Below are 13,866 nucleotides of genomic sequence, written 5' to 3'. Positions count from 1 at the left end.
TCTTTGGCCACGGTCTTGTGGTCCTGCTGTTGATCGTGCATCTGCTGCTGGGCTACCGGCGGCTTCAGGACATGCGCTACTATCGGGACGATCCTATAGTGCGTCGCCTGCTGGGGCTTGAGCGCCTGCCGGATGTGGCGACCGTCAGCCGCAGCCTGGCCGGCATGGATGCTCGCAGCGTGGAGAAGCTGCGCCATCTCAACCGGCAGCTGGTTTTGGAGCGTCTGAGCAAGCTTGGCCTGAGGCGTATCACGCTGGATTTTGACGGCTCGGTACTCTCTACCGGCCGCTTCGCCGAAGGTACGGCGGTGGGTTTCAATCGCAAGAAGAAAGGGGCGCGCAGCTATTACCCGCTGTTCTGCACCCTGGCCCAAACCGGCCAGGTACTCGATGTCTGGCATCGGCCGGGAAACGTGCACGACTCTAACGGCGCCAAGACCTTTATCCTGGCCTGTATCCGTGAGATACGAACCGCTCTGCCTCGTGCCGTGCTCGAAGTGCGCATGGACAGCGGCTTTTTCTCGGACGCCCTCATTGGCATGCTGGATGCCGAGGGGGTGGAGTTCAGCATCAGCGTCCCCTTCGAGCGCTTCGTCGAGCTCAAGGGACTGGTCGAAGCACGAAAGCGCTGGCGCCACCTGGGCCATCAGTGCGGCTTTTTCGAGGCACGCTGGAAACCCAAGCACTGGGATGAGAAATATCGTTTTATCTTTCAGGTCTATATCCTCATCGGCCATGCTCGCGCACAACCTCAATCGGGAAATGCAGATGACGGCCTATCCCAGGCAACGCAACACCACCGAGCGGCGCGCCCCACTGTGGCGCTTTGAACAACTGGGCACGCTGCGGCGCAAACTCATCCAGCGTGCTGGACGGCTGACCAAACCCCAAGGCACGCTGACCCTGACGATGAGCGCCAACCCGGCTGTCAAATCGCAGTTGTTGCATTATCTGGATGTTTTGAAACAAGTGGCCTGATCTCGTCTTGGTCAGAATTTATGCAATGATTGGGTCACCAGCACCCCAAATGGAAAAACGAAATCTGGGAATACTCACCGCCCCTGGACCCTGTCCACCCAACCTACGTTACCTCAATTTTATTTCGCCCCCTTCGGCAACTTCAACTCAAGTATCTCTTCCAACTTCTTCCCACCCGGATTCTTGATCGCTTTCTTGGCCTTGAACGTCATCCGCGATCCCTTGGGGTTTAACGGGCTTTTGGTGATTCTGGCATTGGCCGCGCTAATGGCTTGTTGCAGCGTCTTGCCGTCCAACATGGCTTCCCAAAACAGTACCAAACCGCGGGCGATGACGCCATAGGCCAAAGGCTTAGTGAAACCCACCGCGACTTTGACGCAGCACTTAATCAAATCGCTAAGCAAATCCGCCGACTGACAGGCGCCCAGCACGACAATACCGGGGGCACCATCGCCTTTTTGCATGTGTTTACACAAGCCCCCGATGCTCACCGGCCGGCCGCCGCGAAAGATATAGAACTTGCGCCAGGCAATGAGCGCCTTGACTTTGTTGGTTTTGGGGTCGAGGCCGGAATGGCCGAAGAAGGTCCACATGTCTTCGGGGCCCTTGTTTTCCACGTGGTCGTAAATGGTCGGCCGGGTGGCCCACCAATCGTCGTCGGCTTGCCAGCCTTTCTTTTTGTTGGCTTTGGTGATCAAGGCATCGAAGGCCTGGGTGCCTTGCAGCCAGCCGAAAGCCTGGTCGATTTCAAAGTCTTTGAGCTTGGGGCTGGGGCTGATGGCGGCGAAGATGGTGGGGGTGACGGTGCTCACCAGCAAGGGCGTAAAGCCGTTGCTGAGCAACATGGCCTGGGCACGGGGATCAGTGCCGGGAATGAAGGTGTGGTAACCGCGCAAGGAAACGGCGTATTCGAACAGGGTGGGGTTTTCGACCGACGGCGCGACGAAGTAAGCATAACCGTCCGCATCGGTGCAGGCTTGGGCACATTCGCCTTCTTCCACCGAGGCGAGACTTACCCAGGCGCCTTGCAATGGTTCACCCGTTTCACGGTCGGTGACCTGTACGGGCAAGGTGTCGCCGCTCAGCGCCGTGGGCCGCACGGCCACTTCCATGCCTTTGAAACGCCGCGGCGGTGGCGGCTCCACGGGAAGCAGGAGTTTCACATCCACATCCGGCTCTTCGCGGTCTGCCAAGGCTTCCACAATGGGATCGTCGGGGGGCAGATAGGGCGACAGTTCCAGAATCAATTGGCGGACGTCGTCGGTCTCGCGTTCACCGGCGATCACACCGTCGGCAAAGGCTTGCAGGGTTTTACCCAGTTGATTCAGCGGCGCGGCGGGCTGGGGGGTAAGGCATTTCGCGTTGCGTGAAGATTTCCTGGTGGTACGGCGACGGCGAGGTTTCTTCCCTTCCATGACGAAGCTCCCGGAGTTGATGGTTCCGGGGCAGTATAAGGTATCTGGAAAAAATGGAAATATTAAGGGTTTGGGGAGAATGGCGCTGCCTCCCCCTTCCCGCTTGCGGAAGGAAACCTGGGATGGGGCAGGCATATGAAACGTCATGCCGACACCCGGTACTGCCTGGTGAGGGTAGAAACACTCGCCGCGGGCGACGGCACGCAGCAAATTGGGTTTTCGCGTCGAACGAACCGATTTTTTCCACTTGGCTTGACCTCTGCGCAGACCGGTCTATAGACTGGGATTTTCCCTGACCTTCGCGCAGGCTCAGGCCAAGTTTCCATGATTTCCCTTCATCTCTCTCGAAACCGCGCCATCTTCAGCGTGTTGACGGTGGCCTGTCTGCTGTTGGCCGCCTGCAGCCGCCCCCCCATCCCGGTGCACCAGACCCAGGTGTTGGCCTTCGGCACCCTGGTGGACATCACCATTGCCGGCACCGACAAGGCCAGCGCCGGCGAGGCCACCGCAGCGGTGATTCATCTGCTGAACACTCTCCACCGCCGCTGGCATGCCTGGGAGCCCAGCCCGGTGACGGCCCTCAACGCCCAACTGGCCCGGGGCGAGCCGGCCACAGTGGATGCTGACATGGCGGCGGTGATCCGCCGGGCCCGGAAGCTGGCAGAGCAGAGCGGCGGGCTGTTCAACCCGGCCATTGGCAGGCTGTTGCAACTGTGGGGCTTTCAGCAGGACGAGCGCCCAGAGGAAATGCCCCCGCCCGCGGAGGAGGAAATCACCGCATGGCTGGCCACCCACCCCAGCATGGCGGATTTGACCTTGGACGGCGCCACAGTCAGCAGCCGCAATCCTGCCGTGCAACTGGATTTCGGCGCCTTCATCAAAGGCTACGGGGTGGATCTGGCCCTGGCCGAGTTGAAACGGCGCGGCATCGACAACGCCATCATCAACGCCGGTGGCGACTTGCGCGCCATGGGCGTGCGCGGCGACCGGCCCTGGCGGGTGGGCATCCGCGACCCACGCGGGCCGGGCGTGCTGGCCTCGCTGGAAATCCAGGGGGACGAGGCGGTCTTCACTTCCGGCGACTACGAACGTTATTTCATCCACGAGGGGCTGCGCTATCATCATATCCTGGATCCGCGCAGCGGCCGGCCCGCCCGGGGAACCACTTCGGTCACCGTGGTCCATACCAGCGGCACTGAGGCCGATGCCGCCGCCACCGCCCTGTTCATCGCCGGGCCGGCCCGCTGGCGCGAAACGGCCAAAGCCCTGGGGCTGCGCCAGGTCATGCTGATCGACGATCGCGGGACGGTGCACGTCAGCCCGGAACTGGCGGCGCGTTTGCGTTTTGAAACCGAAAAACCACCCCGGCTCAAAGTGGAAGCAATTCAATGACACGCACCGACAGCCTGATCGTGGTACTGGCCGCCGCCCTGCTGCCGTTTTTGTACCTGGGTTTTTGGGGCGAGGGCGGCGCGGGCGAATCGGTGCGTATTCAAGACGCCGCAGGCCGCGTCATCGAGCTGCCCCTGGCCAGGGACCAGCGGCTCAAGGTGGCCGGCCGCCTGGGCGAGAGCATCATCGAAGTGCGCGGTGGCCAGGTGCGCTTCGTCGCCTCCCCCTGCACCGGCAAACAGTGCATCCATAGCGGCTGGCTGCACGAAAGCGGTGAGGTGGCCGCCTGCCTGCCCAACGGGATTTCCGCGGCGGTAGCGGGACGGGATCCGCGCTTTGATGCGGTGAATTTTTAGCCAGGCAGTGAGAGAAGTTTATCGCTGGATGAACATTCTGAAATCCCCACCCCCTCTTGTTCAAAGGGGAGCATGAGACAGCCCCATGTCCACCACGCTCACGCTGCCCACCACCCGCGAGGACCACCGCATCGCCTATCTGGCGGCGCTGGCCATCACCATCCACATTGCCGAAAGCGCCCTGCCCGTGCCCCTGCCGGGCGTGAAACCGGGGCTGGCCAATGTGGTGACGGTGCTGGTGCTGTTGCAGTTCGGCTGGCGGGCGGCGGCGTGGGTGGCCTTGCTCCGGGTGGTGGTGGGCAGCGTGTTGCTGGGCACTTTTCTCTCGCCCACCTTCCTGCTCAGCCTCAGCGGCGCCCTGGCTGCCCTGGCGGCGCTGGGTTTGGGCTCGCGCCTGCCGGGCCTGGGACCGGCAGGCTATTGCGTGCTGGCGGCGCTGGCCCATATGGCGGCACAGTTCTGGACGGCCTATGCGCTGTTCATCCCCCACCCGGCGCTTTTGCATTTGTTTCCCGTGTTCATGACCTTGGCGCTGGTGTTCGGCCTGGTGAGCGGCACCATCGCCGCCAGCACCTTGCGGCAACTGGCGCGCTCGCCGTGAAACGCCCCCACGCCACGCCCGCCACTTCCGGGGAACATCTGCTGTTTACCGTGCTGATCTCCGTGGCGGTGCACGCCGTGATCATTCTGGGCGTGGCCTTCACCCATGAGCCGCAGCCCCCGGCGGCGCCGCCCGCCCTGGACATCGTGCTCACCCACCGCGGCACCGACAGCGCCCCGGAGGACCCGGATTTTCTGTCCCCCGCCAATCAGGACGGGGCGGGCAACACCAGCGAGCGGGTGCGGCCGGTCAACCCGCCCGCCGCCCCGGCGGGAGAACCCCTGCCGGGAACGGGTCAGCGCCTCAGGGCACAGCACACCCCATCCCCCCCAACACCGCGCAAAGAGACACCCGCCCTCAGCACCGAACGCCCCGCCGACTTCCACACCACGCTGAACCCGCCCGTGGACACCCCGGCCAAAACCGCCTCCGCCGCCGAGCTGATCCGCCGCAGCCGGGAACTGGCGCGCCTGAGCACAGAGCTGGACGAGCCGGTACTGGTCCACACCCGGGAGCCGCGCCACCGTTTTATTTCCGCCCGCACCCGGTCCTTCCGGGATGCGGTTTACCTGGAGGCCTGGCGGCAAAAAGTCGAGCGCATCGGCAATCTGAATTACCCCGAGGAAGCCAAGCGCCGCGGCCTGTCCGGCAGCCTGATTCTGGACGTGGCGCTGAACCCGGACGGCACGCTGCACAGTATCGAGATCCGCCGTTCCAGCGGCCACAAGATTCTCGATGACGCCGCCGTCCGCATCGTCAAACTGGCCGCCCCCTTTGCCCCCCTGCCCCCGGACATGCGCCGGGACACCGATATTTTGCACATCACCCGCGCCTGGCAGTTTCTGGGCAACAACCGGTTTATTTCCGGGCACTATTAACCCGGCAATCAAACAGGTCGTCCTGACCTGTTTGATTGCCGCCCGCGAAATACGGGCGCCATTGTGCGAAATGGCTGGTATTTCGCGGGCCCGCATTGACTTGCGCCAATGGCGGCACATCCCTGTGCCGCGCTATTAACCCGACAATCCTAGTTGCCGGGTTAATAGTTCCGGCCTTGCGCTTGTCAGCATAAAGATTCATGTCCGATACTTATCACCATGGACACCACTTCATCGCTGACCAATCATTTTCTCATCGCCACCCCGGCGCTGGCGGATCCCAATTTCCGCCGCACCGTGACGTACATCTGCGAACACACCGAGAACGGCGCCATGGGGCTGGTCATCAACCGTCCCCTGGATCTCACCCTGGGAGAGGTGCTGGGCCATCTGGACGTCCCGACGCCCAATCCCCAGATTGCCGGCCGCACGGTGTTTCTGGGCGGGCCGGTGGAAACGGGGCGGGGATTTGTGCTTCATTCCCTTGACCGGGTGTGGGAGGGCATGCAACAAATCTCGCCGGCGCTGGCGGTGACCACCACCAAAGATGTACTGGAAGCCATCGCTGACGGCCAGGGGCCGCGACAGTCCCTGGTGGCCCTGGGTTATGCCGGCTGGGGTGCGGGCCAGCTGGAAGCCGAGCTGGCGGAAAATGCCTGGCTGTGCGGTCCCGCCGATGAAAAAATCATTTTCGAAACCCCCTGCGGCCAGCGCTGGGAAGCCGCCGCCGCCCTCATGGGCGTCACCATCGCCCAGTTTCCGGACCAGGTCGGCCACGCGTGAACGACGGCCCGCGCACAGTGCTGGGTTTCGACTTTGGCCGCAAACGCATCGGCGTCGCCGTGGGCCAAACCCTCACCGGCACTGCCAGCCCCCTGGATACCCTGCGGGCCGACCAGGGCCGGCCCGACTGGCCCGCCATTGACCGCTTGCTGGACACCTGGCGGCCCGATGCCCTGGTGGTGGGCTCACCCTGCAATATGGACGGCACGGCCCATGCCCTCACCCACGCTGCCGGCCGCTTCGCCCGGCAACTGCGCGGCCGCTACGGCCTGGCGGTGCATCTGGTGGACGAGCGCCTGTCGTCGCTGGCAGCGGCAGAGCGGCTCAACAAGACCGGGCGCCGGCGGCCCCGCAAAGGCGCCAAGGAACAATTGGACCAAGTGGCGGCGCAGATCATCGTGGAAACCTGGCTCGGTCAGCGCAGCGGTGCCGCAGTGCCTCCAGCCACAGTGCCTTAAACAAACCATGGTGCGCAATGCGCCCCCTCCATTTAAAATGCACCCATGACTGCCACACCGGACGTTCCTGCTCTGCTCAACACCATGGCCGACGCGCTGCGCCAACGGCTGCTCCGGCAGGGCATCGCCAACCCCATGCTGGTGGGCATCCATACCGGCGGTGTGTGGGTGGCGCGGCATCCGCACCAGGCCCTGAACGTGGCCGAACCCCTGGGGGAGCTGGACATCTCCTTTTACCGCGACGATTTCACCCGCGTGGGCCTCAATCCCGCGGTGCGGCCGTCCACGCTGCCGGTGGCGGTGGACGAGCGGCACATCGTGCTGGTGGACGATGTGCTCTACACCGGCCGCACCGTCCGCGCCGCCCTCAACGAGATCTTCGACTGGGGCCGGCCCGCCTCGGTCATCCTCGCGGTGCTGGTGGACCGCAGCGGCCGCGAGCTGCCCATCCAGGCCGATGTGGTGGGCACGCACCTGCCCCTGTCTGAACACGAGCACGTCAAGCTCACCGGCCCCGAGCCGCTGCGCCTGGTGGTCAAACAGACCGTGTAAGGGGCATGTTCGCGCGCAACATCCAACTGGACGAACACGGCCGCCTGCGCCACTTCCTCAGCATCGAAGGCTTCAAGCGCCCCGTCCTGATGGATATCCTGGACATGGCGGAATCCTTCGCCGGGGTCACCGAACAGGAAGTGAAAAAAGTGCCGCTGCTGCGCGGCAAGACCATCGTCAATCTGTTTTTCGAGGCCAGCACCCGCACCCGCACCACCTTTGAACTGGCGGCCAAACGCTTGTCCGCCGACGTGCTCAATTTAAATATTTCCGCCTCTGCCACCGCCAAGGGCGAAACCTTGCTGGACACCCTGCGCAACCTGGAGGCCATGCATGTGGACATGTTCGTGGTACGCCACGCCGACAGCGGCGCCGCCCATTTCATCGCCGAGCACGCCGCACCCCATATCCGCGTGGTCAATGCCGGCGACGGCCGCCACGCTCACCCCACCCAGGCCATGCTGGACATGTTCACCATCCGCCGCCGCAAGGGCGAATTCGCCCCCCTTATCGTGGCCATCGTCGGCGATATATTGCATTCCCGCGTGGCCCGCTCCCAGATTCACGCCTTGACCACCCTGGGCGTCAGCGAGGTGCGGGTGATCGCGCCGCGCACCCTGCTGCCCGGCGACGTAAGCTCCCTGGGGGTGCACGTCTGCCACGATCTCAAGGCGGGCTTGCGGGACGTGGATGTGGTCATCGCCCTGCGCCTGCAACACGAACGCATGCAGGGAGCGCTGCTGCCCAGCGAACACGAGTACTACCAGCTCTACGGCCTCACCGAGGAAAAGCTGGCGGCCGCCAAAGCGGACGCCATCGTCATGCATCCCGGCCCCATCAACCGGGGCGTGGAAATGGCCTCCAGCGTGGCCGACGGCGCCCGCTCGGTGATCCTGGAACAAGTGAGCCACGGCATCGCCGTGCGCATGGCGGTGATGGCCATGGCCATGGGCAGCCGTTATGGCAAGGGCAAAAGCTGACAAGACAATGCCACAGACCACCATGCACATCGCGATCCGAAACGGCCGGGTGATCGACCCTGCCAGCGGGCGGGACCGGGTGGGCGATGTGTTCATCGCCGAGGGCCGCATCGCCGCCCTGGACCACGCCCCCGACGGCTTCCGGGCCGAGCGCGAGCTGAACGCCACAGGCTGGGTGGTGGGACCCGGTCTGGTGGATCTGCGGGCCCATTTGCGCGAACCGGGGGAAGAGCACAAAGGCACCATCGCCAGTGAGACCCGGGCCGCGGCCGCAGGGGGGATCACCACCGTGGTCTGCCCGCCGGACACGGTCCCGCCGGTCGACACCCCGGCGGTGGCCACCCTCATCCACGACCGCGCCCTGGCTGCCGGCCACGCCCGCGTACTCACCGTCGGCGCCCTCACCCAGAAACTGGCGGGCAGCCACATCACTGAAATGGGCGCCCTGCAACAGGCCGGCTGCGTCGGCGTGGGCAACGCCCGGCGGCCGCTGGCCAATCCCCTGGTGCTGCGGCGCGCCATGGAATACGCCGCCACCTTCGGTCTCACCGTATTCGTCCATCCCGAGGATCCCCATCTGGCCAACCAGGGCTGCGCCCACGAGGGCCGGGTCAGCGCCCGCCTGGGCCTCCCGGGCATCCCCGAGGCGGCGGAAACGGCGGCGGTGGCCACCTGCCTGGCCCTGATTCCCCAAACCGGCGCCCGGGTGCATTTTTGCGGTCTGTCCACCCAGCGGGCGGTGCGCATGGTGGCCCGTGCCCGTTTCGACGGGGTGGCGGTGAGCGCTGATGTCAGCGCCCACCACCTCCACCTGACGGAAATGGATATCGGTTTTTTCAACAGCCAATGCCATGTGCAACCCCCGCTGCGCCACCCGCGCGACCGCGACGGCCTGCGGGCCGGCCTGGCAGAAGGCGTGATCGACGCCATCTGTTCCGATCATCTGCCCCACGAACCCGACGCCAAGCTGGGGCCCTTTCCCGCCACCGCGCCCGGCATTTCCGCCCTGGAGACCTTGCTGCCCCTGGGCCTCAGACTGGTCAGGGACGGGCTGGTGGACCTGCCCACGGTGCTGCACCGGCTGTCCACCGGGCCGGCCCGGCTGCTGGGCATCGACGCCGGCCATCTGCAGGTGGGCGCGGCCGCCGACCTGTGCCTGTTCGACCCGGAGCGGGAGTGGACCCTGTCCCCCGCCACCCTGCTCAGCCGCGGCCACAACAGCCCCTTTTCGGGCTGGCAGTTCCGCGGCCAGGTGATGGCCACCCTCCTGAACGGCCGCGTGGTCTATGAAAGACCGCGGTGAACCGCCCGCCAGCGCGCCTGCCGCCGAATCGCCGGTCCAGATTGCCGGGCTGGACCACTGGGTGCTCACCGTGCGTGACATCGAGGCCAGCTGCGCCTTCTATCACACTGTGCTGGGTTTCGAGATCCGGCGTTTCGGCGACCAGCGCACCGCCTTGCACTTCGGCAATCAGAAAATCAACCTGCACCAGGCCGGCGCGGAGTTCGAGCCCAAAGCCGCCCGCCCCACCCCCGGCGCGGCTGATATGTGCTTCGTCAGCCTCACCCCCCTCGACCAGGTGGCCGCGCATTTGCTGTGCCGCCACATACCCATCGAAGCCGGTCCGGTGCGCCGCACGGGTGCGTTGGGGCCGGTCACGTCCCTGTATTTTCGCGACCCGGACGGCAATCTGCTGGAGCTGTGCCATTATGACGAGACCCGCCCCGGCCTCAGCGCAGCACCGCGGGCCAGCGGCCATGGGCCGAACACCACACCCGCCGTCAAAGTCCAGGCGCCGCGGTGCTATGATTGCACGGAAACCATGCCCCCCTGACCACGGCCCCGTCGCCAACAACACGGAAGCTCCAGCCCCCATGCGCCCCTCCGCCCCACCCCCACCCACCCGTATCCGCGACTGGAAAGCCATCCGCACGCTGCTGCCCTTTGTGTGGGAGTACAAGGGCCGGGTGAGCCTGGCCCTGGGTTGTCTGATTCTGGCCAAGGTGGCCAATGTGTCGGTGCCGGTGATGCTCAAGGGCATCGTTGACCATCTGGATCCCAGCCAACACCCGGCGGTCGCCCTGCCGGTGGCGTTTTTGCTGGGCTACGGCCTGGTGCGGCTGAGCAGCGCCTTCTTCGGCGAGCTGCGCGACGCCCTGTTCGCCAAGGTCACCCAGCGGGCCATCCGCCGCATCGCCTTGAAAGTCTTCCGCCATCTGCACAATCTGTCGCTGCGCTTTCATCTTGAGCGGCAGACCGGCGGGGTGTCGCGGGACATTGAGCGTGGCGCGCGGGGCATCAGTTTTCTGATGACCTTCATGGTGTTCAACGTGGTACCCACCCTGCTGGAAGTGGTCCTGGTGGCGGTGATTCTTCTGGTGCTCTACGACGCCGCCTTCGCCGCCATCACTTTTTTCACCATCGTGGTTTACATCGCCTTCACCCTGCTGGTGACGGAATGGCGCTTGAAATTCCGCCGCCAGATGAACGAACTGGACTCCAGGGCCAACACCCGCGCCATTGACAGCCTGCTCAATTTCGAAACGGTGAAATATTTCGGCAACGAAGACTTCGAAGCGCGCCGCTACGACGAAAACCTGCAAAGCTGGGAACAGGCGGCCATCCGCAATCAGACCTCATTGTCGGCCCTGAACTTCGGCCAGGGTGCCATCGTCGCCCTGGGCGCCACCTGGCTGCTGTGGCTGGCGGCCGATGGCGTGGTGGCGCAAACACTGACCCTGGGCGATCTGGTGATGATCAACGCCTATTTGCTGCAGCTGTTCATTCCCATGAACTTCCTCGGTTTCGTCTACCGCGAGATCAAACACTCCCTGGCAGACATGGAAAAGATGTTCGGCCTGCTGTCCCAGGAGCCCGATGTAAAAGACCGCCCAGGGGCGGCACCACTCCGGGTGGGCGACGGCGGCATCCGCTTCGAACACGTGGATTTCAGCTACGACCCGCGGCGCCCCATCCTCAAGGACGTGAGTTTTGAGGTGCCCGCCGGCAAGAAAGTCGCTGTGGTGGGCCACTCCGGCAGTGGCAAGTCCACCCTGGTGCGCTTGTTGTTCCGCTTCTACGAGGTGGACGGCGGCCGCATCCTGGTCAACGGCCAGGACATCCGCGAGGTTGCGCAAGACAGCCTGCGCGCCGCCATCGGCATCGTGCCCCAGGACACTGTGCTGTTCAACGACACCATCTACTACAACATCGCCTACGCCAGGCCCGAGGCCAGCCGCGAAGAAGTCATCCGGGCCGCCCGCATGGCCCATATCCACGACTTTGTCGCCGCCCTGCCGGAAGGCTACGACACGCTGGTGGGCGAGCGCGGCCTGAAACTCTCCGGCGGCGAAAAACAGCGCATCGCCATCGCCCGCGTGGTATTGAAAAACCCGAAAATCCTGGTGTTCGATGAAGCCACCTCGGCGCTGGATTCCGAATCGGAACAAGCCATCCTCAAAGAGCTGGCCGCCATCGCCGCCCATCACACCACCTTGGCCATCGCTCACCGCCTGTCCACCATCGTCGATGCCGACGAAATTCTGGTGCTGGACCAGGGCCGGGTCATCGAACGGGGCACCCACCGCGCCCTGCTCAGCGCCCGGGGCGCCTATGCCACCATGTGGACCTTGCAGCAGCAAGAGCGGCGCAGATTGGAAGAAGAGGGCGAATGAAGCTTTACTACTGACCCCATTTGCCTGGTGCCAATGGCGGCACATCCCCGTGCCGCTGCATCAGCCCGACCCGCACCCCGGATTCAAAAACTGGTACGATGCTTTCAGCCAGCGAGCCACCATAGCGGCCACGCGACCCGAGTGAATCCCATGACACCTTCTTCTCCCCCACCTCCCGCCGGCGCCCCCCTGAAGCTCAAGCGCGTGGCCATCGACACCTACCGGGAAAACGTCGCCTATTTGCACCGCGACTGCGCCGTGTACCGGGCGGAGGGCTTTCAGGCCCTGTCGAAAATCGAAGTCAGCCACAACGGCCGGCGCATCTTCGCCGTGTTGAACGTGGTGGACGACGCCGCCCTCGTCACCCCTGAGGAATTGGGCCTGTCGGAGCAGGCCTTCGACCAGCTCGGCCTGCAAACCGGCGCCGCAGTACGGGTGGACCACGCCGAACCGCCCCGCTCCATGGATGCGGTGCGCCGCAAGATTCTGGGGGAACGGCTGAAACTGGAGGACTTCCGCCGCATTTGTTTTGAAGTGGCGAACAAGCGCTATTCGAAAATGGAGCTGGCGGCCTTCCTGGTGGCCGCCGGGGAAAACGGCCTGGACCGGGAGGAAGTGCTGTTTCTCACCCGCGCCATGCTGGAATCCGGCGAGCGGCTGGACTGGCAGGAAGCCCTGGTGGCCGACAAGCACTGCATCGGCGGCATCCCCGGCAACCGCACCTCCATGCTGGTGGTCCCCATCGTCGCTGCCCACGGCATGCTGATTCCCAAAACCTCCAGCCGGGCCATCACCTCCCCCGCGGGCACGGCGGACACCATGGAGGTGCTGGCGGAGGTCAACCTCGCTCCGGAGCGCCTGCTGGACATTGTCCACCGCCAGCGCGGCTGTCTGGCCTGGGGCGGCACGGCGCACCTGGCGCCGGTGGACGACATGCTCATTTCCGTGGAACGGCCCCTGGGCATCGACGCCCCAGGCCAGATGGTGGCCTCCATCCTGTCCAAAAAGCTGGCCGCCGGCGCCACCCATCTGCTGCTCGACATTCCTGTGGGCCCCTCCGCCAAGGTGCGCCACATGCGCGATGCCCTGGGGCTGCGCAAGCTGTTTGAATACGTGGGTGACCGCCTGAATCTGCATCTGGAGGTGGTGATCACCGACGGCCGCCAGCCCATAGGACGCGGCATCGGCCCGGTGCTGGAAGCGCGGGACGTGATGCAGGTGTTGGAGAACGACCCCGCCGCGCCGGCGGATCTGCGTCAAAAAGCACTGCGCCTGGCGGGGCGGGTAATCGAATTCGACCCCGATGTACGCGGCGGCCAGGGCTACGGCATCGCCCGCGACATTCTGGAATCCGGCCGCGCCCTGGCCAAAATGAACGCCCTGATCGACGCCCAGGGCCGCCGCAGCGAGCGCCCCCCGCCAGGCCGCCTCAGCTACGACATCCAGGCCGACCGTGACGGTGTGGTCACCGCCATCGACAATCTGCTGCTGGCCCGCATCGCCCGCATGGCCGGCGCCCCCATGGACAAGGGCGCCGGGGTGGACTTGCTCAAAAAACTGGGCGAGCCGGTGGTCCGGGGTGAGGTGCTGTACCGGGTACATGCCGAGTTCCCGGCGGATTTTCATTTCGCCAGGGCGCTGAACAACGAACGGGGCAGCGGTTACCGTATCGGTGATGCCGGTGAGGTGCCCACCCTGTTCGTGGAATTTTGACCGCCCCCCTTGGGAGCGGCGCCATTGTGGCGACCCGGTTTCACGGTACTATTGGATTTTGGTCATCCCCCGACGAAATGGAAGT

The 13,866-nt window shown here is 64.8% G+C and carries 13 protein-coding genes and 1 pseudogene; 13 read left to right on the top strand and 1 reads right to left on the bottom strand.

The window, feature by feature from the left end; genetic code table 11:
• Positions 1 to 17: 17 nt before the first annotated feature.
• Positions 18 to 978 (top strand): annotated as a pseudogene (locus ENJ19_09700) (IS1380 family transposase).
• 119 nt (positions 979 to 1,097) lie between these two features.
• Here ENJ19_09700 and ENJ19_09695 read toward each other — a convergent pair.
• Positions 1,098 to 2,393: a carboxypeptidase regulatory-like domain-containing protein gene (locus ENJ19_09695; protein HHM05997.1), complete on the bottom strand. Its 1,296-nt coding sequence runs from the start codon at positions 2,391 to 2,393 to the stop codon at positions 1,098 to 1,100.
• Positions 2,394 to 2,717: 324 nt separating this feature from the next.
• On the opposite strand from ENJ19_09695, the gene ENJ19_09690 reads away from it, so the two are divergent.
• From ENJ19_09690 to ENJ19_09635, 12 genes are all read left to right on the top strand, one after another.
• On the top strand, positions 2,718 to 3,785 hold the full coding sequence (locus ENJ19_09690; protein ID HHM05996.1) for an FAD:protein FMN transferase: 1,068 nt from the start codon (positions 2,718 to 2,720) through the stop codon (positions 3,783 to 3,785).
• The gene (locus ENJ19_09685; GenBank protein ID HHM05995.1) at positions 3,782 to 4,141 is read left to right on the top strand and encodes a NusG domain II-containing protein; all 360 of its coding nucleotides are present in this window, start codon (positions 3,782 to 3,784) and stop codon (positions 4,139 to 4,141) included. The genes ENJ19_09690 and ENJ19_09685 overlap by 4 nt, the downstream gene beginning before the upstream one ends.
• Before the next feature lie 85 nt (positions 4,142 to 4,226).
• Positions 4,227 to 4,742, top strand: coding sequence for a Gx transporter family protein (locus tag ENJ19_09680; protein ID HHM05994.1), 516 nt, complete (start codon positions 4,227 to 4,229; stop codon positions 4,740 to 4,742).
• Positions 4,739 to 5,620, top strand: a complete 882-nt coding sequence (locus ENJ19_09675; protein ID HHM05993.1) for an energy transducer TonB — start codon at positions 4,739 to 4,741, stop codon at positions 5,618 to 5,620. The genes ENJ19_09680 and ENJ19_09675 overlap by 4 nt, the downstream gene beginning before the upstream one ends.
• Positions 5,621 to 5,839: 219 nt before the next feature.
• A complete protein-coding gene (locus ENJ19_09670) occupies positions 5,840 to 6,403 on the top strand; it encodes a YqgE/AlgH family protein (protein ID HHM05992.1) in 564 nt (187 codons plus the stop codon).
• A complete protein-coding gene (ruvX, locus tag ENJ19_09665; protein HHM05991.1) occupies positions 6,400 to 6,861 on the top strand; it encodes a Holliday junction resolvase RuvX in 462 nt (153 codons plus the stop codon). The genes ENJ19_09670 and ruvX overlap by 4 nt, the downstream gene beginning before the upstream one ends.
• A gap of 45 nt (positions 6,862 to 6,906) precedes the next feature.
• On the top strand, positions 6,907 to 7,413 hold the full coding sequence (gene pyrR, locus ENJ19_09660) for a bifunctional pyr operon transcriptional regulator/uracil phosphoribosyltransferase PyrR (GenBank protein HHM05990.1): 507 nt from the start codon (positions 6,907 to 6,909) through the stop codon (positions 7,411 to 7,413).
• Between the two features lie 5 nt (positions 7,414 to 7,418).
• On the top strand, positions 7,419 to 8,393 hold the full coding sequence (locus ENJ19_09655; protein HHM05989.1) for an aspartate carbamoyltransferase catalytic subunit: 975 nt from the start codon (positions 7,419 to 7,421) through the stop codon (positions 8,391 to 8,393).
• Positions 8,394 to 8,415: 22 nt separating this feature from the next.
• Complete coding sequence (locus ENJ19_09650) at positions 8,416 to 9,696, top strand: dihydroorotase (GenBank protein HHM05988.1); 1,281 nt, start codon at positions 8,416 to 8,418, stop codon at positions 9,694 to 9,696.
• Positions 9,680 to 10,228 carry a VOC family protein gene (locus ENJ19_09645; protein ID HHM05987.1) on the top strand — a complete coding sequence of 183 codons (549 nt, stop codon included), beginning with the start codon at positions 9,680 to 9,682 and terminating at the stop codon, positions 10,226 to 10,228. The genes ENJ19_09650 and ENJ19_09645 overlap by 17 nt, the downstream gene beginning before the upstream one ends.
• A 40-nt stretch (positions 10,229 to 10,268) precedes the next feature.
• Entirely contained in the window at positions 10,269 to 12,068 is a 1,800-nt protein-coding gene (locus ENJ19_09640; protein ID HHM05986.1) for an ABC transporter ATP-binding protein/permease, read from the top strand.
• A gap of 150 nt (positions 12,069 to 12,218) precedes the next feature.
• Complete coding sequence (locus tag ENJ19_09635) at positions 12,219 to 13,781, top strand: thymidine phosphorylase family protein (protein HHM05985.1); 1,563 nt, start codon at positions 12,219 to 12,221, stop codon at positions 13,779 to 13,781.
• The last annotated feature ends 85 nt before the right edge of the window (positions 13,782 to 13,866 follow it).

This window comes from Gammaproteobacteria bacterium, assembly GCA_011375345.1.
In the GTDB taxonomy this organism is placed as follows: Bacteria; Pseudomonadota; Gammaproteobacteria; order DRLM01; family DRLM01; genus DRLM01.
The sequence above is the reverse complement of the archived record's forward strand: the minus strand, read 5'-3'. Positions and strand labels throughout refer to the sequence as shown.